Below are 25,853 nucleotides of genomic sequence, written 5' to 3'. Positions count from 1 at the left end.
GGCAAAAACTGGAGAACTATCATGACGGCATCCACCCCTCTGCTGTCGCTCAAGGGCATCACCAAAGTTTTTCCCGGTGTGCGCGCCCTTGAGAACGTACAGCTCGATCTCTGGCCCGGCAAAGTCACCGCGTTGATCGGTGAAAACGGCGCGGGCAAATCCACGCTGGTCAAAGTGATGACCGGTATTTACCAGCCTGAAGAGGGCGAAATACTCTACAAAGCGATCCCCATTTCGCTCCCCACGCCCGAGTCGGCGCATAAAGTGGGGATCACCGCTATTCACCAGGAAACAGTGCTGTTTGACGAGTTATCGGTCACCGAAAATATCTTCGTTGGGCAGTATCTGTATAAAGGGCTGTTGAAAAAACTCGACTGGCCCGCCATGCACCAGCAAGCACAGGCGATCCTCACCCGGCTGGAGGTGCAAATTGATCCGCGCGCGACGCTGAAAACATTGAGTATCGCCCAGCGCCACATGGTGGCGATTGCCCGTGCGCTCTCCTTTGACGCGCAGGTGGTGATTCTGGACGAACCGACCGCCGCGCTCTCGCAGCATGAGATCCTGGAGTTCTACCAAATCGTTGAACGCCTGAAGCAGGAAGGCAAAGCGATCCTGTTTATCTCGCACAAGTTTGATGAAATTTTTGAGCTGGCGGATCACTACACCATTTTGCGCGACGGAGTGTATGTCGATTCCGGCGCCATTAATGACATCACCGAAGAGCGGATGGTGGCGATGATGGTCGGGCGCGCCATTAACCAGAGCTGGCCGAAAGTGGCCTGCACACCCGGCGAAACCGTGCTGGAAGTGCGCGATTTATGCCATCCCACGGAATTTGCCCATATCAACTTTTCGCTGCGCAAAGGCGAAATCCTCGGCTTTTACGGCCTGGTAGGTGCCGGACGCACGGAACTGATGCAGGCACTTTCCGGCGTGTCGCGTCCCTCTTCTGGCGAGATCATCCTTAACGGGCGAACGGTGCATTTCCGCCAGCCTGCGGACGCTATCAACGCCGGGATTGTTTGCGTACCGGAAGAGCGGCAAAAACAGGGCGCGATCATTGAGCTGTCGATTGCCCAGAACATCAGCCTGCCGCAGCTCAGCAAACTCAATAGCAACGGCGTGCTTAACGAGGCCAAAGAGTGGGCGCTGGCGGATGAGTACGCCCGCCGTTTGCAGGTGAAAGCCTTTAGCTGGAAGCAGGCGGTGGAAACCCTCTCCGGCGGCAATCAGCAAAAAGTGGTGATCGGCAAATGGCTCGCCACCCATCCGGACGTAATCATCCTCGATGAACCAACGAAAGGCATCGATATCGGTTCGAAAGCCGCCGTACACCAGTTTATGTCGGAACTGGTAGCGCACGGGCTGGCGGTGATTATGGTCTCTTCTGAATTGCCGGAAGTGATGGGCATGGCCGATCGGGTGATCGTCATGCACGAAGGGCTGATGGTCGCCGAGTACCAGGCCGGTGAAGCGACGGCGGAAACCATCGTCAGCGCCGCCAGCGGTGCCGGGAAGGAGGCAGCATAATGTGGCAACAACTGCTTAAACATCGCGAAGCGCTGCTCGGCGGCGTTATTGTGCTGCTGGTGCTTATCATCGGCAGCCGTGTCCCCTCGTTTATCAGCCCTGGCAACCTGGTGGAGATGTTCAACGACACCGCCATTCTGATCATTCTCGCCCTCGGGCAAATGATGGTGCTGCTCACCAAAGGTATCGACCTGTCGATGGCCGCCAACCTGGCGCTGACCGGCATGATTGTCGCGCTGATTAATTTCCATCACCCGGATGTGCCTGTCTGGTCGTTGCTGCTACTGGCAACGGTACTCGGACTGGTGATGGGCATCATCAATGGCCTGCTGGTATGGAAACTCGGTATCCCGGCGATTGTCGTCACGCTTGGCACCATGAGCATTTATCGCGGGATTATCTTTTTGCTCTCCGGCGGCGGCTGGGTGAACTCGAACCAGATGGGCGCGGATTTTCTCGGCCTGCCGAGAACTTCAGTGCTGGGTTTGCCGGTACTGAGCTGGTGCGCCATCGCCATATTGCTGCTGGTGGGCTACTTCCTGCGTTACAGCCGCACCGGACGAGCGCTCTATACCGCGGGCGGCAACGCCACGGCGGCGTATTACACCGGTATCAACGCCGGGAAAATGCAGTTTGTCAGCTTCTGCCTTTCTGGCGCACTGGCGGGCTTTTGCGGCTACTTGTGGATCTCGCGTTTTGCCGTGGCTTATGTCGACGTGGCTAACGGGTTCGAACTGCAAGTGGTTGCCGCCTGTGTGATTGGCGGCATCAGCACCATGGGCGGCACCGGGCGCGTGCTCGGCTGTTTATTCGGCGCGCTATTCCTCGGCGTTATCAATAACGCACTGCCGGTAATTGGCATTTCGCCGTTCTGGCAGATGGCGATTTCCGGCACGGTGATTGTGATTGCGGTACTGCTCAACGAGCGCGGTAACAAACGCAAAGGCCGCCTGATCCTGCGTGACGCGGCGCTGGCACGACAAAAACAGGCGGTGAAACCATGAGCAAAATATTGACTTCTGAGCCCGTGAAAAATACCCCTGCCGCGACACCGTTCTTTAAGCGCTTGTTGTGCTGGGAAGGGTTTTTACTGGCGGTGACGCTGGCGGTGTTTGTGGTGAACGCCCTCGCATCGCCCTATTTTCTCAACATCTGGAATCTTTCCGACGCGACATTCAACTTCACCGAAAAAGCGATCATCGTGTTGCCGATGGCGATGCTGATCATTGCCCGCGAAATTGACCTCTCTGTCGCCGCCACCATCGCGCTCAGCTCAACGGCGATGGGCTTTTGCGCCCAGGCGGGTATGGATACGCCGCTGCTGGTGTGCGTCGGCTTGAGCGTTGGGCTGCTGTGCGGATTGTTCAACGGCATTCTGGTGACTCGCTTTAACCTCTCTTCAATTGTGATCACCATCGGCACCATGAGCCTGTATCGCGGCATTACCTACATTCTGCTCGGCGATCAGGCGCTTAACACCTGGCCTGCGAGTTTTGCGTGGTTTGGTCAGGGCTACGTGTGGGGCGCACTGTCGTTTGAGTTTGCCTTGTTCATCGTGCTGGCGCTGCTGTTCGCTTTTCTGCTGCACAAAACCAACTTTGGCCGCCGCACGTACGCCATCGGCAATAACCCGACCGGCGCGTGGTATTCCGGTATCAATGTGAAGCGCCACAACCTGATCCTCTTCGCGCTGGTAGGGCTGATGGCGGGTCTGGCCTCGGTGCTGCTGACATCGCGTTTGGGCAGCACGCGCCCGACGATTGCGCTGGGCTGGGAGCTGTCGGTGGTAACGATGGCGGTGCTCGGCGGCGTCAACATTCTTGGCGGTTCCGGCAGCATGGTCGGCGTGATTATCGCCGCCTTCCTGATGGGGCTGGTGACCTTTGGCCTGAGCCTGCTCAATGTGCCGGGCATTGTGATGTCGATTATCGTCGGCGCGATGCTGATTGTGGTGATTTCGCTGCCGATCATCACCCGCCGCATGATGCAGCGCAGGCGTTTATGAATCCCTCCGGCGACAGGGCGTTTCGTCGCCGGTAAAAATCAAAGAAAATAAAGGAGTTATGTATGAGCTTTATGTTAGCACTACCCAAAATCAGCCTGCATGGCGCGGGCGCTATCGGCGATATGGTCAAGATGGTGGCGAACAAACAGTGGGGAAAAGCGCTGATTGTCACCGACGGGCAACTGGTCAAACTGGGTCTGCTGGACAGCCTGTTTGCCGCGCTGAAAGCGCATCACATGCCGTATCACCTGTTTGATGACGTGTTCCCGAACCCAACGGAAGCGCTGGTACAACAAGGCTATGCGGCGTATCAAAACGCCGCCTGCGATTACATTATCGCCTTCGGCGGCGGCAGCCCGATCGATACCGCCAAAGGGGTGAAAATCCTCACCGCTAACCCTGGCCCATCGACCGCCTATTCCGGCGTCGGCAAAGTGAAAAACCCCGGTGTGCCGCTGGTCGCCATCAATACCACCGCCGGGACGGCGGCGGAGATGACCAGTAACGCGGTGATCATTGATTCCGCGCGGCAGGTGAAAGAAGTGATTATCGACCCGAACATTATTCCTGATATCGCCGTCGATGATGCCAGCGTGATGCTGGAGATCCCCGCTTCTGTTACCGCCGCAACCGGCATGGATGCGCTGACCCACGCCGTTGAAGCGTATGTCTCGGTGGGCGCGCACCCGTTGACCGACGCCAACGCGCTGGAAGCCATTCGCTTAATTAACCTGTGGCTGCCAAAGGCGGTTGATGACGGCCACAACCTCGAAGCGCGTGAGCAAATGGCGTACGGCCAGTATCTTGCCGGCATGGCCTTTAACAGCGCCGGGCTTGGTCTGGTTCATGCGTTAGCGCACCAGCCGGGTGCCACGCACAATTTGCCGCACGGCGTATGCAATGCCATCTTGTTGCCAGTCATCGAAAACTTTAACCGCCCGAACGCCGTCGCCCGTTTTGCCCGCGTGGCGCAGGCGATGGGTGTCGACACCAAAGGAATGAGCGATGAAACCGCCAGCATGGAAGCCATCAATGCGATCCGCGCCCTGAGTGCGCGCGTCGGTATTCCTTCTGGTTTCAGCAAACTCGGCGTTACCAAAGCGGATATCGAAGGCTGGCTGGATAAAGCGCTCGCCGATCCGTGCGCACCGTGCAACCCGCGAACCGCCAGCCGGGACGAAGTCCGCGAGCTTTATCTGGAGGCATTATGATCCGTAAAGCCTTTGTGATGCAGGTAAATCCCGATGCACACGAAGAGTATGAACGTCGCCACAACCCGATCTGGCCGGAGCTGGAAGCGGCGCTGAAAGCAGGCGGGGCGCACCATTACGCCATTTTTCTCGATAAACAGCGCAACCTGTTGTTCGCCACCGTTGAGATTGAATCGGAAGCGCGCTGGAACGCGGTCGCGAATACAGAAGTGTGCCAGCGCTGGTGGAAATATATGCGTGATGTAATGCCCGCTAATCCGGACAACAGCCCGGTCAGCGCGGAATTAAAAGAAGTGTTCTACCTGGAGTAAGCGGTTAGCCCCCTTCGCAACGGAGGGGGATTAACGAACGGGAAATGTCTGTTCGGCAACCAGGCCACTATCATCAATCAATTTGGCCTGGATACGCAGCGGTGAAACCGTGGGCTGCAGGTCTTTTGCAACCACGGTGTATCGCTTCTCGCCGTAGGGCGCCACCATCATGTCCGGCTGCTGCTCCACGGCGTAGGTTTTTTCGCCGTGGAGTAACGATAATCCGGCAAATGAGACATACCACGGCGAGGCGTTATGGCAGACAATCTCCATGCTTTTGCCGCTGTTCGCCACACTGAAACGGATTTTTTTCGCCATATCCACCGGCGCGCCAAGCCCTTTTGGCCGCCAGAAGATTTTCATTTGTGTGTTCATCGTCAGGATCACGCTGCGTGCGTCTGGCGCTGAGGTGGATGATTTTGGCGGCATCTCATAAAGGTTGAGCCAAAAAACCGACTCCCGATCTTTCGGCAGCATTTGCTGATTATACAACAGCCGCAACCCTTGCATCCCTTTGGGTTCGAGTGAAAACAGCGTCGGAACCGCCACAAACGGCGCTTTAAAGCGGGCGGGCGCATCGACATCCGCTTCGCCGTTATCGACCCAGGTTTGCACCATCACCGGCCAGCTGTTGGTGTTGACCAGCATCAGGCTTTGCTGGGTCTGTCCTTCGTTAAAAATCACCCGCGTCGAGGCGGCGATAAGCCCGGCGCGGGTGGAAAAGGCGGACATCAACAAAGCAGTAAGCAGCGCGATGGCAAGTCGGGTTCTCATTGGACTTTCACCAGCACTTCGGCACTGGCATCAACCTTACCCGCCGTGACCGTTTCGCCCGCGATGCGCGTCAGATAAGCATTGAAATTCACCACATATTCGTTGATCGCGGTTGAGCCGTTATTCGTCACTTGCGTCGCGCCATCACGCACCGGGTACCAGCCGCCATTGCCGCCGGGTTGGCAGGTTGCGGCCTGGCAGCGAGACCAGCCAATAAAATTACGCAGCACACCGTCATTGCTGTTGGCTATCTGAATTCCCACTCCGCTGGCGTAACCCGGTTGACCATATTTTTCGGAAAGCAGATGGCTCACCCCGCCTGACGCATTCACCAGATTAAGCTGCTGCGCAGTCAGATAACTTTCATAGGGCACTTGCAGTCCCATTGCCGTCATCCCCTGTGTTTCACCGCTTGTCGACTGACCTTCACAGAGAATGTGCACGTTAAAGTTGCTCTGAGCGGTTTGGCCGTTGTTCAGATCGCTCACGGAAATCGTGGGGAAAAACACCACCGGCGTGACGCTTTTCGCCACACAGGTGGGTATCGATACCAGGTTGGCGGGGTGACCCGTAGAAATGCCCATATTAATGGCCATCCAGTTATCTAAATACCAGCCATCAAAGGTGTAAGCAGAATCGCCAGAATCACAGTACGCATCTGGGCTGCCCGGCGAGCAAAAAGAGACATAACCGTTGGGCTGGTTGCAGCTATAACTGCCGGAGGTTAATTGCGACGCACGACCGCAATAATTAAAGGGTGCCCCTGTAGAGGTTGTCCCGCTCACCCGAATCAGATCCGCGCGGATAGGGCTAAAATCTTTAACCCGAATATAGATCTGCGTACCATCCGGTGAGACCAGGTAATTTTTCATCGGGATACGCTGATATTGGCGCGTAAACACCGTGCCTGAATTCAGATGCGTCAACCGTAACGCAACATGCGCAAACAGCGTGCCAAAATAGTTGGGAAAACCATCGTCTTTCCCTAAATCATAAAAACCGCTGTTACGATCGTCGCCGTTAGTGGCGATGATTTCGAAAATATTGTCTTTATCCGCAATATCGCACACCCACAACACGCTATCCGGGCCTTTGTAACGCGGGTTCTGCGAGAACGTCACGATATTGGAGCCCAGAGGGGAACCTATCGGTTGGATTTCAAGGCTGGAAACGTTAATAGTTCCCATCGCCAGGCCAAGGCCATAGTCATCTAATTCGGTACGGACAAAATCCGGGCCTTTTTTACACAGCGCGTTCGCGGACAAACTGGTTAATAAAAGAATATTCAGCAAAATGATGCGTATAAATGGCATAAAAACTCCGTTGCTTAACGACATGGCAAGCTCATCAGAAGCAGAGGTTTGCGTGGCGGCGTAATACGCCACGAGATATGGCAGATTTCCTGGGCGTTATTTCCCCACTGAACGCGCAACGTTCCGTTGTCGTCACTCGAACGCAGGTAAATTTGATTAGCCTGACCGACCATGCCGACGTAATTGCCGTAGCTGTCATAGACGGCGGAACCCATGGGGATCGGCGTATTGTTCTGCGGCTGCGCGGTGATAAGCATGGCCTGGCCGCTCAGCGTGTTAAAACGAACCCGCACCGTCGCGCCCGCATAAGGTGCAACACGCTGGAGTGACGTTTGCAGTTCCACATCTTCGCTCATATTGCGGGGATCGAGACCGATGTTATTGAACTGATAAGCCCCCAGCGACGGCGCAATCGCATAACCAAAGGAATCAATACGCGCACCCTGCCCACCAATCACTTCCGCACCTTTGGCGCCAGGTGCATCAACCAACACAAAGCTGTCGCCCACCCAGTGACCGAGCGTCACGCCACCTCTATGCGCCACCAGGGCGCCCTGAAGCGAGCCTGAAACTTGCCAGTAATTTTTCGAAGAGGACCATGAGAGACCCGTATTGGCATACGGGAAACTGCGCTGGAGTCCGCCCCCCCAAACAGATTGCTCACCTTTGCTATCGGTTGAGTAATTCAGGTTGTAGTTCAGTGGGTTCTTTTCGCCATACACCCCGCTCAGCGTCGATTGATAGCTACCATCGCGGCTATTACTACTGTTTGATCGGTTCGCGCTGGCCGACAAAATCGGGGCATAGCGTGTATTGCCAAGCGGCACGGAAACAGAGAGCGACCACATGGTCTGAATGCGATCACGCAGGAAAATCGTATGTTCGTTACCGTTGTTTTGCCATGGGGTACTGTTCATGCCAGGCACGACGTTATACGTCCTCGCAACCCCCAGATTCAGCGAGATGCCATGGTTGAAGGTTTTACTCCAGTTGAACTGAAGTTGTTTGTCGCGCTTTTTACCGTCACGGTAATCCTGGGATGATGCAGAGAGGGTGATATCCCCCAGCATGCCAATGCGCTGACCAGCGGAAATCTCAATGCGGCTGCGTTGTTTCCAGCTTAATGACTGCCATTTTTGCCCATGATTGCGCGCTTCACGCGAACCCAGGGCGTCATAAAGTTCAGAATAACCTTCCGTTGAATACCGATAACCCGCCAGCGTAAATGAGGTGCCGGTACGCGGAATAAATTTGCTGTAGTTCGCGCGCAGCGTCCAGCCGCTCTTGTTACCTTCGCTGCCCATATTCGCGCGTGAGAACATACTGTTCAGACCAAATGCCCCGACCACGCTGCTGTAAACCGCCCCCAATGAATAGCTCATATAACCCGCGGCAAGCTGATTGCCGAGGTTGAGGGTGAGGGCGTTCGTCAGCCCCTGACGCCAGACCGCTTCGCTAAAGACATTGTTATCGCCAACGTCGCGCGCTCGCCCCACGGTGAAAACGTAATCGGAAGCGCCTGAACGCATGGATTCAGCCAGCGCGGAGAAAGGCACGCTAAAGGTGTTTTCACTGCCGTCAGCCTCGCTGACAACGACGGTTAAATCCCCGGCAAAGTTGGTGGGATAGAGATCATTTATGGTGAACGGACCGGGGGCAACCGTGGTTTCGTATAGCGTGGTTTTGCCTTGCAGGATGGTCACTTTGGCATTGGTTTTGGCAATCCCACGCACGACGGGCGCATAGCCTCGCTGGGAATTCGGCAGCATTCGCGTATCCGATGAGATCTGGAAGCCGCGAAAACTCATGCCGGAGAAGAATTGCCCGTTGGTGTAGCCTTCGCCGATCAAGACTTCACTGCGTAACGGATAAATCGCACGCTGGATATAACGGCGGCTGGTGCTCCAGCGGCTGCCGCTATATTTGCTGTAGCTAAAATTGGATTGCTGGCGATAACGCCATAGCCCCAAATTAATACCGCCATTGAAACTCAGCCAGGTTGAATCCATGCCGTCGGTATTACCCTGGCGCGACTTAACATGATACTGGTTAGCCATGTAGTTGAGAAATAACATGCTTTCCCCGGCGCTGAGGCTTGCTTCGCTTACGCTGCCACGGGGAACCGATTTCAATAACGCCTGCGGCGCGGTGAAATCCATCCGCAATTGCGCCATGTCATCTTTACGGGTGATACCGTTCAATACCTTATCATCTGGCCAATAACAGGATGGCGCAGCGTCGTCCGACAACGCATTAAAACCCAACGTTGTTAATAAATCATGGGGTAGACACGGTTCGATTTTTTTACCGCGGCGGGAGAATTTAATCTCGCGGTGGGTAGTAAATTTCCCATTAAGATAAATATCGAGAGAATGTCGGCCCGGCGTAATTAATTCATCCTTATTTAAGCGCAGGAGATCTTCATTAGATAACCCACTTCCCCTTAACAAGGAAGCGTCAAAATAAAATTCATTATCTTTCGCCGATGCCGTCAACGATACAACAGAAATAAACCCTATGAGAATACGAAAGCATGAGGAGCGCAGATGCATCAGTACCATCCGAGTTGAATAATGTTTTATATTTCCGAGCGGAAGATTTATTTAACTAAAGAATACGATTTGCTAAATACTCCACCATAATCATTTAATGCATTAATCGTTAATTTATCCCCACCAGCAGTCGGGAGGGTCCACTGCGTAATGGAGCGTGGCGCTATCATTCCCTTGAAGTTTATTAGATGTTTCTTTTCCCGTTCTTCGGTAAAAGCGCTAATCACAGAAATATGGTAAGCACTCGTATTATTCACTTCGACAGTTTGACCATGTAATGTCACTTTTACATTGTCGAGAGAATGGTTAGCATCTCCTGTAACCCCGTCGGGGCGGTAAAAAATTTTCAGTCGGCTTTTTATCAGCATGGTTAAACTGTTCTGCCCACGTTCAGATGTTTTCTTTGCCGGATATTGCAGAAAATTCAACCAAAAAAGAGATTCTCGATCCTGAGGAAGTTGTGCTCCGGTAAATTTCAGCCGTAATGTGTGTTCAGTAGCTGGATTAATACGGAAAATCGACGGCATCACAAGAAACGGCGCATCAGCCGTTTCCGGTGTCGACTGAGGATTATTTTTATCCGCCCAGACTTGCACTAAAACAGGTTCATTACCTGTATTAGTAAAAGCTAATCCCTTTTCTTTTATGTCAGCAGGATAAATAATGCGCGTCCCGACCATCGTCACACTGGCGCAAGCATTTCCGATAATAAAAAATAATAATGCTGTCAGTGATATATATTTCGACATACAGATATAAGCCGCATAGAAGCGCTGCATAATGCAGCGCTTTAAGAAAGATTATTGATACGTCACAGCAAATTGCGCTTGTGCTTCAACAGCGCCAGGCGTTGCCTGCCCGGTCGCATAATAACGTGCTGCCAGGTCATAGGTTACGGTAGTATTGGCCCCGCCGACAGATTGCGTCGAGGTTTGGGCTTTATTTCCCGTAAAGTCCATCGCATTCGAACCGTCCATCAGCTGAATCGCAACATTCGTTGCTGCTGAAGTGGTCGCGGTATTTTTCAAATTCGTACCATCAATATCGTTGGCAACAAAAACAATTCCGGCATTAGATGCTTGCGTGCCGCCACAGCCAGAAAGCGTTACGGTGAACGGCGTATCACCTGTCGTTGAACCGGAAGACGCTAATTGACTGTCACTGACGGTAGGTAAAAGTACAATCGGAGATGTGCTGCTACCATTAATATTGATATCACAGGTCTGTTCGCTAACTTCACCCATAAAACGCACGGTGTTATTTGATGTCGCTGCAAACGCAGAACTGCTCAATGACAAAATAGCTGTTGCGGCAAAAATATTTACTAACTTGTGCATAAACTCGCCTCGCTCCTTATATTAACAACTCCAATGAATATGATTGATATATATCCAATCATTTTGATTTCGCGAGTAAATTACACTGGGATAATATTTATGTAAAGGTATTAAAAGAGAGCATTAAATGGAACCAGACTATAACATACAAGCAATTGATAACATTGCTTTTAATATTCACAAAAGCAATACACCAATAAAGAAAAAGCCATAAAAAACAGCATGCTACGTAATTAATTAACACCTTAAAAAGATCAATTAATTAATTAAAATAGGTATTTAATCAGAATATTCACCAGAAAAAATGAAGTGAAAAATCCCAAATAAAACACAAAACGCAAAGGGAACAATTAAATTGTCCCACTCTCTGTTATCTTTATCCGTTTTTATTATTGCCGGGTGGAATTAAAGCGGATTAATTTTGTTCAGCCACCAGAATAGCCTGTGTATCGGCTTCGAGTGCTTTAAAGATATGTTCTCTGTCCGCCGGATAACAAATGTAATCCCCTTCGCCTAACTCTTCTGGCGCTTCCGTCAGCCCGACCAACGCCCGCCCTTGTGTCACAATAATGTGCTCCACTGAACCTGTCGGGTGAGGATGCGAGATCCGATCGGCGCCTGGCTGAGTCAGCAACAAGTAGATATCGCGTCGTGCACCGGGCGGGCAGGCAGCAAGCAATATCGCCTGGTAATTTGCCTCTTCGGCAATCACTTTCGTGCCTTCGCCACGACGAATAACCTGCGTGGTGGGTTTTTGCGGTTCCAGCAGGCGCGCAAAGGGAATGTCGAGCGCGACACACAGCGCCCAGAGCGTTTCCAGACTAGGATTACCGTTACCCGCTTCCAGTTGTGAAAGCGTGGATTTGGCGATACCCGCCCGGCGGGCAATCTCCGCCAGCGAAAGCCCGGTTCGCAGTCGCTCACGCACCAGACTTTTGGCAATGATGCTAATTGGCTGTGTCATAAACACCCCATTGTTCATTTAATCGAACGAATCGTTCTTGTTGAAAAACGATTCTGGTGTGTTCATTATAATGGATAAACGTTCGATATGGGTAAAGAGAGATGTTCACCAGACACTTCGCCTCGCTGAAGGGCGACACTGTAAAAGCTATTTTTCTGGTCTGCCTGGCCGTGGGCGTTGTCGGCGTCTCGTATGGATCGCTGGCCATGGCTTACGGCTTTCCTTTATGGGTGCCGCTGGCGCTCTCCACCCTTGTGCTGGCTGGCGCATCCGAGTTTATGTTTATCGGTATTGTCGCCAGCGGCGGCAATCCGCTGGCTGCGGCTCTGGCGGGTCTGTTAGTTAACGCTCGCCATATCCCTTTTGGCGTCACGGTGCGTGAGCTGGTAGGTCAACGTGCGGCCAGTTTTCTCGGCTGCCACATCATGAATGATGAAAGCGTCGTGTTCGGCTTATCACAATCCACCGCCGAGCAGCGTAAAGCCGCTTACTGGCTGTGTGGTTTAGGTGTCGCGCTATTGTGGCCCGCTGGCGTACTGGTAGGGGCGGCGGTGGGTAAATTGCTGCCCGCACCGGAAACCATCGGTCTGGATGCGGTTTTCCCGGCGATTTTGCTGGCGCTGGTATTGCCGGCGCTGAAAAAGCGCACCACGCTGATTCGCGCCTCGAGCGGCGCGGTATTGTCGCTCGCCGCCGTTCCTTTTGCGCCGGTGGGATTACCGGTGCTGCTCTCTTTACTTGGCTTACTGACGAGGAAGAAATAATGGCCAGCGTCGCGCTCATTATTGGCGGTATCGCCATCCTTTCTATCGGCACCTATTTGATGCGCCTTGGCGGCGCAAAACTCGGCAGCCGGCTGGCGCTTTCCGAGCATTCGCAGGCACTGCTGTCGGATGCGGCTACCACCCTGCTTTTCGCGGTCGCGCTGGCATCAATGCTCTATGAAGGCGGGCATTTCGCTGGCATGGCGCGCGTACTGGGCGTGCTTTTCGCGCTGTTTCTCGCCTGGCGCAAAATGCCGCTGATTGTGGTGATCCTCTCCGCTGCGGTCGTCACCGCGCTGCTGCGCCTTGCCGGAATCGCATAAGAAACGGATGTGTTAATGGATACTCACGGGAACAGGGTTAGCCGAACTGCCCTGCGCGCCCATTTCAACGCGCACTTCCCCCGCGTCAATCCCGTGGATTTCCACCCCCTGCGCCACCGTCTGCCCGATGGTGACCACTACTTTGCGCGGTGTCTCACCGGACGAGGCTCGCCAGAGCACCCAGCGCGCCCCGGATTGCGGATCGATATGTAACGCCTGAGCGGGCACCGCAATACCGTGTTCGTTCTGCCAGGTGATCACCGCCAGCCGGGCGCTCATTCCCAGCCGAATATCTTGCTGTAAATCCGCCAGCGGCGTATCTACCGACACAATGACATCGTAATAAGCGCCCTGCGTCTCTGCCGCGCTGCTCTGAACGCCAATTTCGCGGATCTGCCCGCTGAGCGTTTTTCCGGCAAACCCTTCTCCGGTGATATTGACCGGCATCCCCTCTTTTAACTGGTGGAGATCCGCTTCCTCGACGCGGGTCACTACCTGCATCGTGTCCAGCCCCGTCACCGTCAACAACGCCGCGCCCTGGCTCACCGACAAACCCGGCTGGAGGGTAACCGGTTTACCGCTATCCGTTGCGACCGGGCGCATGATAAAACCGGCATAGGGCGCACGTAACGTTTGCCGTTCCACCTGCGCCTTCAGCGCAGCGTAGCGGACCTGCGCATTTGTCAGCTCCATATCGGCAATTTTGCTGTCCTCGCCTTTACCCCGCGCTTCCATCGTTTGTAACTCTTCCTGCGCGGCAGCCAGATCCTGCTGCTGCGCTTGTGCCTCCTGCGCCAGCGCATCGACTTCCATACGGGCGACAATCCCGCGCTTAAAAAGCGCAGTGGTATCGCGAAGATTGGCCTGCGTATTGGAAAGCGTCGCGCGTGCGGTCTGCACCACGCGTCTGGCGCGCGAAACATCCGGGCTGCTGCTCCAGTTGCGAAATAGCGCCACCTCTTTTTGCGCTTTCAAAAGCTCCGCCTGCGCCTGACGAAGTTGGATTTCAATCTGTCCGGGATCGAGCACTATCAGCACTTGCCCCTTTTCAACGCGTTGCCCTTCGTGAACCGCGATTTCGCGGATCACTCCGTCAAACGGCGCGGCAAGGGTTTGCTGGCGGGCCGCCTGAATACGCCCCACCAGCCCCAGTTGGTTTTCAAGCCGCTGCGGCTGAACCGGCAGCCAGATCTCCTGCGCAGCGCCACTCTCCGGTTCGCGTGCGACAATCCACCATAAGAGCGAGCCGCCAGCCACTACCGCAAGTGTCAGCAGTAAAAGCAGGCGTTGCTTTTGCATAAGAAACTTAATCATTGAGCGAAATATCCCAACTTTGCAGCGTGGTTCCCAGCGTTTGATCGAGCCCGGCCTGCGCATTCAAATAGCTGATAAGCGCATTTAGCCTGGCGTTTTCCGCGTTGCGAAGATCGTTTTCAAAGCTCAGCACCTGGAAGTTGCTGGAGCGGCCAGCGGTCAGTTTTTCCCGTTCAATTTCCAGTTTTCGGCGTGACAAATCCCGCGCGCGTTGGGCTATCTCAAACTGCCGCCAGCGGGTGCCCATATCGCGCACGGCGTTGGTCACGTCACGGTCAAGCTGCTGGTGCGCTTCCGCCAGCTGGATTTGTTGGTTCTTCACATTAACCTGCGCTTGCACTTCCGCCTGCCGGGCGGTCATGTCGCCGATAGGGATCTCCACCTGAACCCCAACATAGTTATCCCAGTTGCGCGCGCCATCGCCTCGCGCCGCACGGTTACGCTGCTGCGTCGCGCCGCCAACCAGCGAAACATCCCACAGCCGGTCATTACGGGCGACGGCGAGGTTAATCGCAGCCTGTTCGCCAACAAGCAGCTGCGCCAGATAAGCGGGCTGCGACGCCTCCGCCTGTTTCAGTGCGCGATCGGCCTGCACCTCGACAGGCTTTGCCTGTAGCGCTTCGGTCGCGACGATTGGCGCATGCAGATCCAACGCCAGCAGTTGCAACAGTGCCAGCCGCGCCATATCCACCCGGTTTCGCGCCTCTTCATGCGACAGCTCTTGTGAGGCCACTTCGGCTTCGGTTTGCACAATTTCAAACTCCGCCATGCGCCCGGCGCTGATCATCGCCTGGTTCACTTCCACCAACTGGCGCGCCCGCGCCAGCGAATCCTGAGCAATCTTTAACTGCTCCTGCGCCAGCAACAGATCGCGGTAAGCGGTGATAATTTGGGTGATCGTCTGCGAAACGGTGGACTTCAAATTCAGGCGGTTGATTTGCTCGGTCATCTGCGCAAGGCGAACCGGCGCGGTGGCAATATCTTTACCCGCGCCGCGCAGCAACGGCTGAATAACAGAAAAGTTCGCCCCGTCGTTGTGGGATAACCCCGCCACGTTGGCGTCAGTGTGCTGATATGTCCAGCCGAGGCTAACGCGCGTGCCGTACGGGGTGAGCAGCGTGGAACCCGGCGTCAGGTTTCCCTGCCGGTAGCGGTCGTCCTGATTACGCGTGGAGAGATAATTGCCGGAGAGCACCAGTTTTGGCGTGAAGCGATCTTCGGCCACGCGCAGGTCAAATTTCTGCGCAACCCTGTCGAGATAAGCGCTACGAATAGCGCGGTTATCACGCAGCCCGAGATAGATGGCATCGCTCAGGGTAAGATCGATACTGTCGCCTTTCAGGGCAATACGCGCCGTCCCGCCGTCTCGCGTGGCATGGGAAGGGTTCACCGGCATTTCAGCACGCACCGGGCAAACAATCAGGCTTGCCAGTAACCACAGCCAGGCATGTCTACGCATCGCGCAGCGCCTCCACCGGCTCCAGCCGGGACGCCGCCAGTGCGGGAGATAAGCCAAAAAACAGCCCGATAACAATGGCGCTGCCAATGCCCAGCGGCAACGCAGCGGCGGATAAGGCAAAATCAGACCAGCCGGAAAACCAGACAAACAGCCACGCCGCCGCCAACCCCGCCGCCGCGCCAAGCAGCGCGCCAACGGTGGCTAAGACAATCGCTTCCAGCAAAAAGAGCATCGCGATATCGCGCGGACGCGCGCCCAGCGCCATGCGCACACCAATCTCCCGGCGACGCTCCGACACATTCATCACCATCACATTCATCACGCCCACCCCGCCGACCAACAGCGAGATGCCGCCAAGTCCGGCGAGCAACCAGGAAAACAGGCGCGACTGCTGCTCAATGCCTTCCAGCAACTGCTGAGGAACCTGCACATTGACCTCGAAGCCGGGCATCTTTTCGCTGAGCCACGCTTGTAGCCGGGGCGCGATGCGATCAAGTTCTTCACCACTGCGGCTGCGCACCGCTACGCCCGTTATTTGCGGAAAACTGATTACCCGGCGCATACCGGTAATCGGCAGCAAAATGGCATCATCCACGGAGACCGGAATGATCGGGTTTGGCCCTTGCGGGCGCAGAATACCGACTATCTCAAAGAGATAACCGCCAATCTGGATGCGGTCGCCGAGTAGTACAGGGCGGTCGGGCTGGGCCCATTGTGCGGCGACATTCGCTCCGAGAACGGCGTAGGTGCTCTGCGCATCAAAGCGGCTCAAAAAGCGGCCCTGTTCCAGTTGCAACCGCAGAACAGAAGGCAGTTCAGCGCCGCTTCCGACCAGCGTTGCCGCCGCCGTTCGGCCATTAAGACGTGCTTGCGTGTTACTGGGGACGAGCGCAGAGGCGGCGTCAATTTCCGGGATGCGTTGATGCAAGGTATCGATATCCAGATCGGCCGGCGCAACCAGTGGTTTTCGGCCGGAACCGACAGGCTGCTGAATGTTAGCCACCAGCAGCTCACTACCCATACCGCGAAAGATGCTCATCGCTTCACGTTCGGCGTTGTAGCCAATGTTGAGCAACGCCACCACCGCCGCGCAGCCCACCGCGATACCTAATAGCGCCAGCACCGCGCGGCGACCCAGCAGCCGCAGGTTATCCAGCGACTCCAGCAAAAGTTGCAGCCACGGCATTCCGTAGCGTGAAGGCTGAGACACGCGGACTGCAGTGGGCAGACGAAGATCAGACATGCATTGCCTCGCTGATCCGCCCGTCAGCCACCTGAATGCAGCGCGACATGCGGCGGGCAATGGAATTGTCATGCGTTACCAGCACCAGCGTGGTGCCGCTGTCGCGATTCAATGCCAGCAACAAGTCAATAATGTCAGCAGCGTTTTGGCTATCAAGATTACCGGTAGGTTCGTCGGCAAGCAGCAAAGCCGGTTCACCAACCAGCGCTCGGGCAATGGCCACACGCTGGCGCTGCCCGCCGGATAAATCCGCAGGACGGTGATGCGCGCGATCGCTTAAACCAACGCGCTGAAGCTGTTTGCGGGCAGCGTCCTGGGCCTCATGGCGCAGCACGCCGCGGTAGAGCAGCGGCAAAGCAACATTGTCCAGCGCGGTAAGCCGGGGCAGTAAATTGAAGCTCTGAAAGACAAAACCAATGATGTGATTACGCGCCGTCGCGCGGGCGTCTGCGCCACAGCGGGACATATCTTCGCCATGAAACATCACGCGCCCGGAAGTGGGCGTATCAAGCAATCCCAGCAGATTGAGCAGTGTGCTTTTCCCCGAGCCAGACGCGCCAACAATGGCGCAACTTTGCCCGGCGGGGATAGATAACGAAATGTTGTGCAGGATAGTCTGCCGCGCTGTACCGGCGGCGTAGGAATAGGTCACCGAATCCAGGCGTATCAAGTCAGCGCCAGATGTCGTGTGGTGAGTTTCGCTTATCCCTGAGTCGTGCAACCGTTCCATGTTTGCCAATAATTCATCCTGAAGAACACGGATATGGTGTGAACTACATATCAATATTAACGGCCAGAAAAACGAAAGCTTTAGCTTTTTTGCCATGGATTCATTTCAACCAAACCTACCAAAATTGACACCTAAAGAATTAACCACATCCGCCGATAGGTATTCCGTATACTTTACCCCGGATATTTAAATATTAAACAGCAATTAAGCCTCGCTTAATTTAAATAATAAACGTTGACAAAAATAAATATATTATCTAGTTTTCCACGGGCAAAAGGAAATTATGGCTGACAAATAAGAATTATTGAGTTGCCTTGTATTCACGCAGGGCAACTCAATAATTCCCATGATTTAAGTTAAATATCATGGATATTAGTTAGCTTACTCTTTAATGAGGCTTTAAATGAAACGGAAATCGATCCTGCTGGCTTTATCAGGTTTAATGTTTATCTCTTCAAGCGCATTTGCAACGGGCGGCACGTCCATCGGCTCAATGCTTGCACCATCAATCTCAGTAAAAAACCAATGGTATAACAAGACGTTCCCGATTACAGCCGGAACACCTTCAACTGGTAAAGTTGGCATGGTTTATTACACCTGGGCTTACAGTTCCTACCCGGCTGGAATGCAGGTTTATTTATGCTATAACAACGGTAACAACTGTAGGGATATTTCTGATGCACGTTCAGGTAATATTGACTTCACACCTTATAATCTCGCACCGAACCAACCGTTCAGTTTATATGCCCGCGTAAATGGCACCGGTAGAATGGTGACAGTCAATGGCCAGTCAAGCCAGATTATTGTTAACTACACATATAATTAATAATTCGCTTACCGCGTAATATTATTATTGATAACGCACTGTAATAATAAGAATGTGAATTTAACTCACCCATAATAATAATGCCCGACGACATTTCTTATATGCCATCGGGCATTTCAATAATATAGGGATATTTTTAAAACACTTTGGGTAATTACTGAACACAACTACATCCCCGATAATACGCTATCATCCCATCGCAGAAATAAAAAAAGCGCCCGCAGGCGCTCTTTCGACAGGGAAGCGTGACTTATTTGTTCAGTTCGGCGGTCATGTGAACCTGGTTGCCGGTATACGCTTCAGTGATCTGGTAAGAAGATGCGCCAGCCTGTTGAGCCTGTGCCGCAATTTTTGCTTCAGCACCGCTCAGCGTTAAATCAGTTGCGGTCACGGACTGGGCAGCGAAAGAACCAAAAGAAGTAGCCAGGGCGATAACTGCGACAAAAGTTTTGATGCTTTTCATGATATAAACCCTTACGTTAATTTGTTGGAGTGAGGCACCGTGCCTCGATGAAATAAAGAGTAGTCCTGTTTGCTCACAACAAAAAGCGGAAGGATTTGTTCTCAACATTCAATTTTTTTGACTAATCTATACACCCATTAATCGCTGCGGATGGGTATAGATTGTTGCCCTGCCTGGCTTGCAAAAACCCACCAGCGTCAGGTTACAGCGCTGCGCCACTTCCACTGCCAGCGTTGTGGCGGCGGAGACGGCAAACAGGATTTCGACACCGCACATGGCCGACTTTTGCACCATCTCATAGCTGGCGCGGCTGGAAACCAGCACCGCACCGCTCGCCCAGGCTTGCGCTTCACGGGCGCGATGACCAAGCAGCTTATCCAGCGCCACATGACGCCCGACATCTTCATGCCCCCCCGCTAACTCACCGGATGGCAGCATCCAGGCGGCGGCGTGCGTGCAGCCGGTGAGCTGCCCGACAGGCTGAAAATCGGTTAAGTGCGCCAGACCGACATCCAGCGCCTGTAAATCAAAGGTTTGGGTAAAAGGCAGCGGCGCGATGGGCTTGCCAATGTCATTAAGCTGCTCGACACCACATACGCCGCAACCGGTGCGCCCGGCCAGCGCGCGTCGCCGCTCTTTTAAGCCCATAAAACGGCGGCTGGAGAGCTCAATTTGCACTTCAAGGCCGTTGCAGGAGGGGACCACATCCATCCCATAAATGTCTGATGCGTTTTCGATAATCCCTTCGGATAAGGAGAAGCCGATCGCGAAGAGTTCAAGATCCTTGGGTGACGCCATCATTACCACATGCGAAATGCCGTTGTACACCAGCGCGACAGGCACTTCCTCCGCCAGCGTATCCGGCACGGCATGTTGCAAATCAATGCGTTTCCACAGGCTAACCTCGCGGGCTCCTGTGACTGATGTTGCATTTTTGTGCTTTTTTGTCTGCAAATCGTTCACTTTGTCTTAACCGTTATCGAACAAGCGTATCGACATTATGGTATTCTCCGCGCATATCCCTTGGGGAAAAGAGGGAATAGCAGCAGTTCTGAATCCTTCACGTCAGAATAAGCATACCTACATTGTGGTATTCTTCGTTGCTAATCCCCCAGGATATGAGGGATTAGCAGCAATTCTGAACCTTTGCGAAAAGCACCGCAAAGAAAAAAACGATAAGAGTAATGTCGAACCAGGAGCAAACCATGCAGGTCAGCAGAAGGCAGTTCTTTAAGATCTGCGCTGGCGGTATGGCAGGAACCACGGCAGCGGCGCTGGGCTTTGCCCCGAGTGTTGCGCTCGCGGAAACACGGCAGTATAAGCTGCTGCGCACCCGCGAAACCCGGAATACCTGCACATATTGTTCCGTCGGCTGTGGGCTGTTGATGTACAGCCTCGGCGATGGAGCAAAAAACGCCAAAGCGTCAATCTTCCATATTGAGGGTGACCCCGATCATCCGGTAAACCGTGGGGCGCTGTGCCCGAAAGGCGCGGGTCTGGTGGATTTCATCCACTCTGAAAGCCGCCTGAAATACCCGGAATACCGCGCACCAGGCTCGGATAAGTGGCAACAAATTTCGTGGGATGAAGCCTTTACCCGCATCGCCAAATTAATGAAAGCGGATCGTGACGCCAACTATATTGCGCAAAACGCAGAAGGGACGACCGTCAACCGCTGGCTGAGCACCGGGATGCTGTGCGCATCCGCATCCAGTAATGAAACCGGCTATTTAACGCAAAAATTCACCCGCGCACTCGGCATGTTAGCCGTCGACAACCAGGCGCGTGTCTGACACGGACCAACGGTAGCAAGTCTTGCTCCATCTTTTGGTCGCGGTGCGATGACCAACCACTGGGTCGACATGAAAAACGCCAACCTTATCGTTGTGATGGGGGGGAACGCGGCAGAAGCGCATCCGGTGGGATTCCGCTGGGCGATGGAAGCCAAGATCCACAATGGCGCGAAGCTGATTGTTATCGATCCGCGCTTTACGCGTACCGCCTCTGTTGCGGATTTCTATGCGCCGATTCGTTCCGGTACTGACATCGCCTTCCTGTCAGGCGTGTTGCTGTACCTGATGACCAACGAAAAATATCAGCGCGAATACACCGAGGCCTATACCAACGCCACGCTTATCGTGCGTGAAGATTTTGGCTTCGAAGATGGCCTGTTCACCGGCTATGACGCGGAAAAACGTAAATACGACAAAACCAGCTGGAACTACGAACTGGATGAGAAAGGTTTCGCCAAACGCGATACCACGCTCACCCATCCGCGTTGCGTATGGAACCTGCTGAAAGCGCACGTCTCCCGCTATACGCCGGACGTGGTGGAAGACATCTGCGGGACGCCAAAAGCGGATTTCCTGAAGGTGTGTGAATACATCGCCGAAACCAGCGCCCGTGATAAAACCGCGTCGTTCCTGTATGCACTTGGCTGGACGCAGCACTCCGTTGGCGCGCAGAACATCCGCACCATGGCGATGATTCAGCTGCTGCTGGGCAATATGGGGATGGCAGGCGGCGGCGTGAACGCCCTGCGCGGCCACTCCAACATTCAGGGGCTGACGGATCTTGGCCTGCTGTCACAAAGCCTGCCGGGCTATATGACGCTGCCAAATGAAAAACAGACCGATCTCCAGACCTATCTGACCGCCAATACGCCAAAACCGTTGCTGGAAGGCCAGGTGAACTACTGGGGCAACTACCCGAAATTCTTCGTTTCGATGATGAAATCCTTCTTTGGCGACAAAGCGACAGCGGAAAATAGCTGGGGCTTTGACTGGCTGCCGAAGTGGGACAAGGGTTACGACGTCCTGCAGTACTTCGACATGATGAACCAGGGCAAGGTCAACGGCTATATCTGCCAGGGCTTTAACCCGGTAGCGTCGTTCCCGAACAAAAATAAAGTTGTCGCCTCACTGTCGAAACTGAAGTTCCTGGTGACCATTGACCCGCTCAATACCGAAACCTCGAATTTCTGGCAGAACCACGGCGAATTTAACGACGTCGATCCGTCGAAAATTCAGACCGAGGTGTTCCGTCTACCATCGACCTGCTTCGCGGAAGAGAACGGTTCTATCGTTAACTCGGGTCGCTGGTTGCAGTGGCACTGGAAAGGCGCGGACGCCCCGGGCGATGCGCTGAACGACGGCGAGATCCTGGCGGGCATCTTCCTGCGCATGCGTAAAATGTACGCGGCAGAAGGCGGCGCCAACCCGGAACAGGTGCTGAACATGACCTGGAACTACTCGACGCCGGAAAACCCGTCGCCGGAAGAAGTGGCCATGGAAAGCAACGGTAAAGCGCTGGCGGATATTATCGATCCGGCAACCGGCACCGTGCTGGCGAAGAAAGGCGAGCAACTGAGCACCTTCGCTCACCTGCGCGATGACGGCACCACCGCAAGCGGTTGCTGGATTTTCGCCGGGAGCTGGACGCCGAAAGGCAACCAGATGGCGAACCGCGATAACGCCGACCCATCGCGCCTCGGCAATACGCTGGGCTGGGCATGGGCATGGCCGCTTAACCGCCGCATTCTCTATAACCGCGCCTCCGCTGATCCGCAGGGCAACCCGTGGGATCCGAAGCGTCAGTTGCTGAAATGGGACGGTGCGAAATGGGGCGGGGTGGATATTCCGGACTACAGCGCTGCCGCACCTGGCAGCAATGTTGGGCCGTTTATCATGCAGCAGGAAGGCATGGGCCGCCTGTTTGCGCTCGATAAGATGGCAGAAGGGCCGTTCCCGGAACATTACGAGCCGTTTGAAACGCCGCTGGGCACCAACCCGCTGCACCCGAAAGTGGTTTCCAACCCCGCCGCCCGCGTGTTTAAAGGCGATCTGGAAGCGATGGGTAAAGCGGATAAGTTCCCGTATGTCGGTACCACTTACCGTTTAACCGAGCACTTCCACTACTGGACCAAGCACGCGCTGCTTAACGCAATCGCGCAGCCGGAGCAGTTTGTGGAAATTGGCGAGAAACTGGCGAACAAGCTGGGCATCACGCAGGGCGATACGGTGCGCGTCTCCTCCAACCGTGGCTATATCAAAGCCAAGGCGGTGGTGACCAAACGTATTCGCACGCTCAACGTGCACGGTAAGGAAGTCGATACCATCGGTATTCCTATCCACTGGGGTTATGAAGGTGTGGCGAAGAAAGGCTTTATCGCCAATACGTTAACGCCGTTTGTCGGCGATGCGAACACCCAAACGCCGGAGTTTAAGGCGTTCCTGGTGAATGTGGAAAAGGTGTAACGGAGACGACTTATGGCTTATCAATCGCAAGACATCATCCGTCGTTCCGCGACTAATGGCTTCACTCCCGCGCCGCAGGCGCGGGATCACCAGCAGGAAGTGGCGAAGCTTATCGACGTCACCACCTGTATTGGCTGTAAAGCCTGTCAGGTGGCCTGTTCCGAGTGGAACGACATTCGTGATGAGGTGGGGCATAACGTCGGGGTGTACGACAACCCGGCGGATTTGACCGCCAAATCGTGGACGGTCATGCGCTTCTCGGAAGTGGAACAGAACGACAAACTGGAGTGGCTGATCCGTAAAGATGGCTGCATGCACTGCGCCGATCCTGGCTGTCTGAAAGCATGCCCGTCAGAAGGGGCTATCATTCAGTATGCCAACGGCATTGTCGACTTCCAGTCCGAACAGTGCATCGGCTGCGGTTACTGCATCGCCGGCTGTCCGTTCGACGTGCCGCGCATGAACCCGGAAGACAACCGCGTCTACAAATGTACGCTGTGTGTTGACCGCGTGACCGTGGGCCAGGAACCGGCGTGTGTGAAAACCTGCCCGACCGGCGCTATCCACTTTGGCTCTAAAGAGGATATGAAAACGCTGGCCGGCGAGCGCGTGGCGGAACTGAAAACCCGTGGTTACGACAACGCGGGCCTGTACGATCCGGCAGGCGTTGGCGGTACGCACGTGATGTATGTGCTGCATCATGCCGACAAGCCGAATCTGTATCACGGTCTGCCGGAGAACCCGGAAATCAGCTCTACCGTGAAGTTCTGGAAAGGTATCTGGAAACCTCTTGCGGCGGTCGGCTTTGCCGCGACCTTCGCTGCCAGCATCTTCCACTATGTCGGTGTCGGTCCGAACCGCGCAGAAGAGGAAGACGATAATCTGCATGAAGAGAAAGACGAGGTGCGCAAATGAAAAAACGTGACACCATCGTGCGCTACACGGCGCCAGAGCGCATCAACCACTGGGTCACCGCCTTCTGCTTCGTGCTGGCGGCGGTGAGCGGGCTGGGGTTTTTCTTCCCCTCCTTCAACTGGTTGATGGGGATTCTGGGTACGCCGCAGCTGGCGCGCATTCTCCATCCGTTTGTCGGCGTGGTGATGTTCGCGTCGTTTATAATCATGTTTTTCCGCTACTGGCACCATAACCTCATCAATAGGGATGATATCTTTTGGGCGAAGAATATTCGTAAGATCGTCGTCAATGAGGAAGTGGGTGACACCGGGCGCTATAATTTCGGTCAGAAATGTGTTTTCTGGGCGGCGATTATTTTCCTGGTGTTGCTACTGGTAAGCGGCGTGGTTATCTGGCGCCCTTACTTCGCGCCAGCGTTTCCCATTCCGGTGATCCGATTAGCGTTGATGGTGCATTCATTTGCCGCGGTCGCGTTAATTGTGGTTATTATGGTGCACATTTACGCCGCCCTGTGGGTAAAAGGCACGATAACCGCAATGGTGGAAGGCTGGGTTACCAGTTCGTGGGCGAAGAAACATCACCCGCGCTGGTACCGGGAAGTTCGCAAGACAACGGAAAAATCGACTGAATGAGTATTCGCATAATCCCGCAAGATGAGCTGGAGAAGAGCGATAAACGCACGGCGGAAGTTATTCCGCCGTTATTATTCCCCAGACTTAAAAATCTCTATAACCGCCGCGCAGAGCGTTTGCGTGAGCTGGCAGAGAGTAACCCGCTGGGTGATTATCTGCGTTTTGCTGCGCTTATCGCCCATGCCCAGGAAGTGGTGCTTTACGACCACCCCCTGCACATCGACCTGACTGCGCGCATTAAAGAGGCCGCTGAACAGGGCAAACCGCCGCTGGACATTCATGTGCTGCCGCGCGATGCGCACTGGCACAAACTGCTGCATTCGCTGATCGCCGAGCTGAAGCCGGAGATGAGCGGCCCGGCGCTGGCGGTCATTGAGAATCTGGAAAAGGCATCCGCGCAGGAACTGGAAGCGATGGCCAGCGCGCTGTTTGCCGCTGATTTCGCCTCCGTTAGCAGCGATAAAGCGCCTTTTATCTGGGCTGCGCTGTCGCTCTACTGGGCGCAAATGGCCAGCCTGATCCCCGGCAAAGCACGCGCGGAATATGGTGAACAGCGCCAGTTCTGCCCGGTGTGCGGATCAATGCCGGTCTCCAGCATGGTGCATATTGGCACGACGCAAGGGTTGCGCTATCTGCACTGCAACCTGTGTGAAACCGAGTGGCATGTGGTGCGCGTCAAATGCAGCAACTGCGAGCAGACCCGCGATTTACACTACTGGTCGCTGGATAACGAGCAGGCAGCAATCAAAGCGGAAAGCTGCGGCGACTGCGGCACTTACCTGAAGATCCTGTATCAGGAAAAAGACCCAAACGTCGAGCCGGTCGCGGACGATTTGGCCTCGCTGGTGTTAGATGCCCGCATGGAGCAGGAAGGCTTCGCCCGCAGCTCCATCAACCCGTTTTTATTCCCCGGCGAAGGGGAATAATC

At 54.5% G+C, this 25,853-nt stretch carries 24 protein-coding genes; 12 read left to right on the top strand and 12 right to left on the bottom strand.

Annotated features, from left to right (window positions below; all coding sequences use genetic code 11):
• Positions 1 to 21: 21 nt before the first annotated feature.
• The 5 genes from H650_RS14505 to rhaM all read left to right on the top strand — a co-directional run bounded on the left by H650_RS14505 (position 22) and on the right by rhaM (position 5,060).
• Positions 22 to 1,533, top strand: coding sequence for a sugar ABC transporter ATP-binding protein (locus tag H650_RS14505; protein ID WP_020455915.1), 1,512 nt, complete (start codon positions 22 to 24; stop codon positions 1,531 to 1,533).
• Positions 1,533 to 2,537 carry an ABC transporter permease gene (locus H650_RS14500; RefSeq protein WP_020455914.1) on the top strand — a complete coding sequence of 335 codons (1,005 nt, stop codon included), beginning with the start codon at positions 1,533 to 1,535 and terminating at the stop codon, positions 2,535 to 2,537. Before H650_RS14505 ends, H650_RS14500 begins: the two co-directional genes overlap by 1 nt.
• Positions 2,534 to 3,538 carry an ABC transporter permease gene (locus H650_RS14495; protein ID WP_020455913.1) on the top strand — a complete coding sequence of 335 codons (1,005 nt, stop codon included), beginning with the start codon at positions 2,534 to 2,536 and terminating at the stop codon, positions 3,536 to 3,538. Before H650_RS14500 ends, H650_RS14495 begins: the two co-directional genes overlap by 4 nt.
• Before the next feature lie 62 nt (positions 3,539 to 3,600).
• A complete protein-coding gene (gene fucO, locus H650_RS14490) occupies positions 3,601 to 4,749 on the top strand; it encodes a lactaldehyde reductase (protein WP_020455912.1) in 1,149 nt (382 codons plus the stop codon).
• Positions 4,746 to 5,060 carry an L-rhamnose mutarotase gene (gene rhaM / locus H650_RS14485; RefSeq protein ID WP_020455911.1) on the top strand — a complete coding sequence of 105 codons (315 nt, stop codon included), beginning with the start codon at positions 4,746 to 4,748 and terminating at the stop codon, positions 5,058 to 5,060. Before fucO ends, rhaM begins: the two co-directional genes overlap by 4 nt.
• Positions 5,061 to 5,090: 30 nt before the next feature.
• Here rhaM and H650_RS14480 read toward each other — a convergent pair whose 3' ends face one another.
• The 6 genes from H650_RS14480 to H650_RS14455 form a co-directional block, all read right to left on the bottom strand.
• Complete coding sequence (locus H650_RS14480) at positions 5,091 to 5,834, bottom strand: fimbrial biogenesis chaperone (protein WP_020455910.1); 744 nt, start codon at positions 5,832 to 5,834, stop codon at positions 5,091 to 5,093.
• Positions 5,831 to 7,147, bottom strand: coding sequence for a fimbrial protein (locus H650_RS14475; RefSeq protein WP_020455909.1), 1,317 nt, complete (start codon positions 7,145 to 7,147; stop codon positions 5,831 to 5,833). The genes H650_RS14480 and H650_RS14475 overlap by 4 nt, the downstream gene beginning before the upstream one ends.
• Positions 7,148 to 7,161: 14 nt before the next feature.
• Complete coding sequence (locus H650_RS14470; RefSeq protein WP_020455908.1) at positions 7,162 to 9,699, bottom strand: fimbria/pilus outer membrane usher protein; 2,538 nt, start codon at positions 9,697 to 9,699, stop codon at positions 7,162 to 7,164.
• Between the two features lie 47 nt (positions 9,700 to 9,746).
• Positions 9,747 to 10,478, bottom strand: a complete 732-nt coding sequence (locus tag H650_RS14465) for a fimbrial biogenesis chaperone (protein ID WP_020455907.1) — start codon at positions 10,476 to 10,478, stop codon at positions 9,747 to 9,749.
• Positions 10,479 to 10,499: 21 nt separating this feature from the next.
• Positions 10,500 to 11,036, bottom strand: coding sequence for a fimbrial protein (locus H650_RS14460; RefSeq protein ID WP_020455906.1), 537 nt, complete (start codon positions 11,034 to 11,036; stop codon positions 10,500 to 10,502).
• 415 nt (positions 11,037 to 11,451) lie between these two features.
• A complete protein-coding gene (locus tag H650_RS14455) occupies positions 11,452 to 12,000 on the bottom strand; it encodes a helix-turn-helix domain-containing protein (RefSeq protein ID WP_044489536.1) in 549 nt (182 codons plus the stop codon).
• A 101-nt stretch (positions 12,001 to 12,101) separates the two neighbouring features.
• On the opposite strand from H650_RS14455, the gene H650_RS14450 reads away from it, so the two are divergent.
• Positions 12,102 to 12,764, top strand: a complete 663-nt coding sequence (locus tag H650_RS14450) for an AzlC family ABC transporter permease (RefSeq protein ID WP_020455904.1) — start codon at positions 12,102 to 12,104, stop codon at positions 12,762 to 12,764.
• Complete coding sequence (locus tag H650_RS14445) at positions 12,764 to 13,087, top strand: AzlD domain-containing protein (protein WP_017459679.1); 324 nt, start codon at positions 12,764 to 12,766, stop codon at positions 13,085 to 13,087. Before H650_RS14450 ends, H650_RS14445 begins: the two co-directional genes overlap by 1 nt.
• Positions 13,088 to 13,099: 12 nt before the next feature.
• Here the strand turns inward: H650_RS14445 and H650_RS14440 are convergent, their stop codons facing one another.
• From H650_RS14440 to H650_RS14425, 4 genes are read right to left on the bottom strand one after another with little or no spacing between them, the layout of a single operon-like run.
• Positions 13,100 to 14,401: an efflux RND transporter periplasmic adaptor subunit gene (locus H650_RS14440; protein ID WP_020455903.1), complete on the bottom strand. Its 1,302-nt coding sequence runs from the start codon at positions 14,399 to 14,401 to the stop codon at positions 13,100 to 13,102.
• Positions 14,394 to 15,860 (bottom strand): TolC family protein, encoded by a 1,467-nt coding sequence (locus H650_RS14435; RefSeq protein ID WP_020455902.1) that lies wholly within the window; start codon positions 15,858 to 15,860, stop codon positions 14,394 to 14,396. The genes H650_RS14440 and H650_RS14435 overlap by 8 nt, the downstream gene beginning before the upstream one ends.
• Positions 15,853 to 17,103, bottom strand: coding sequence for an ABC transporter permease (locus tag H650_RS14430; RefSeq protein ID WP_020455901.1), 1,251 nt, complete (start codon positions 17,101 to 17,103; stop codon positions 15,853 to 15,855). The genes H650_RS14435 and H650_RS14430 overlap by 8 nt, the downstream gene beginning before the upstream one ends.
• Positions 17,096 to 17,833: an ABC transporter ATP-binding protein gene (locus tag H650_RS14425; RefSeq protein ID WP_044489535.1), complete on the bottom strand. Its 738-nt coding sequence runs from the start codon at positions 17,831 to 17,833 to the stop codon at positions 17,096 to 17,098. Before H650_RS14425 ends, H650_RS14430 begins: the two co-directional genes overlap by 8 nt.
• A 403-nt stretch (positions 17,834 to 18,236) precedes the next feature.
• Here H650_RS14425 and H650_RS25335 point away from each other — a divergent pair, with 403 nt between their 5' ends.
• Positions 18,237 to 18,659, top strand: coding sequence for a flagellar protein FlhE (locus H650_RS25335; protein WP_082071798.1), 423 nt, complete (start codon positions 18,237 to 18,239; stop codon positions 18,657 to 18,659).
• 250 nt (positions 18,660 to 18,909) lie between these two features.
• Here H650_RS25335 and H650_RS14410 read toward each other — a convergent pair whose 3' ends face one another.
• The gene (locus tag H650_RS14410; protein WP_017460122.1) at positions 18,910 to 19,122 is read right to left on the bottom strand and encodes a YdgH/BhsA/McbA-like domain containing protein; all 213 of its coding nucleotides are present in this window, start codon (positions 19,120 to 19,122) and stop codon (positions 18,910 to 18,912) included.
• Between the two features lie 126 nt (positions 19,123 to 19,248).
• Positions 19,249 to 20,085: a formate dehydrogenase accessory sulfurtransferase FdhD gene (gene fdhD, locus H650_RS14405; RefSeq protein WP_020455897.1), complete on the bottom strand. Its 837-nt coding sequence runs from the start codon at positions 20,083 to 20,085 to the stop codon at positions 19,249 to 19,251.
• Between the two features lie 242 nt (positions 20,086 to 20,327).
• Here fdhD and fdnG point away from each other — a divergent pair, with 242 nt between their 5' ends.
• The 4 genes from fdnG to fdhE are packed head-to-tail and all read left to right on the top strand — an operon-like array spanning position 20,328 to position 25,851.
• Positions 20,328 to 23,378: a formate dehydrogenase-N subunit alpha gene (gene fdnG / locus H650_RS14395; protein ID WP_110093629.1), complete on the top strand. Its 3,051-nt coding sequence runs from the start codon at positions 20,328 to 20,330 to the stop codon at positions 23,376 to 23,378.
• 12 nt (positions 23,379 to 23,390) lie between these two features.
• On the top strand, positions 23,391 to 24,293 hold the full coding sequence (gene fdxH, locus H650_RS14390) for a formate dehydrogenase subunit beta (RefSeq protein WP_017459689.1): 903 nt from the start codon (positions 23,391 to 23,393) through the stop codon (positions 24,291 to 24,293).
• A complete protein-coding gene (gene fdoI, locus H650_RS14385; protein ID WP_017459690.1) occupies positions 24,290 to 24,925 on the top strand; it encodes a formate dehydrogenase cytochrome b556 subunit in 636 nt (211 codons plus the stop codon). Before fdxH ends, fdoI begins: the two co-directional genes overlap by 4 nt.
• Positions 24,922 to 25,851 (top strand): formate dehydrogenase accessory protein FdhE, encoded by a 930-nt coding sequence (fdhE, locus tag H650_RS14380; protein WP_020455895.1) that lies wholly within the window; start codon positions 24,922 to 24,924, stop codon positions 25,849 to 25,851. The genes fdoI and fdhE overlap by 4 nt, the downstream gene beginning before the upstream one ends.
• Positions 25,852 to 25,853: the final 2 nt, after the last annotated feature.

The organism is Enterobacter sp. R4-368, assembly GCF_000410515.1.
In the GTDB taxonomy this organism is placed as follows: domain Bacteria; phylum Pseudomonadota; class Gammaproteobacteria; order Enterobacterales; family Enterobacteriaceae; genus Kosakonia.
This window is presented reverse-complemented; position numbering and strand designations above follow the sequence as displayed.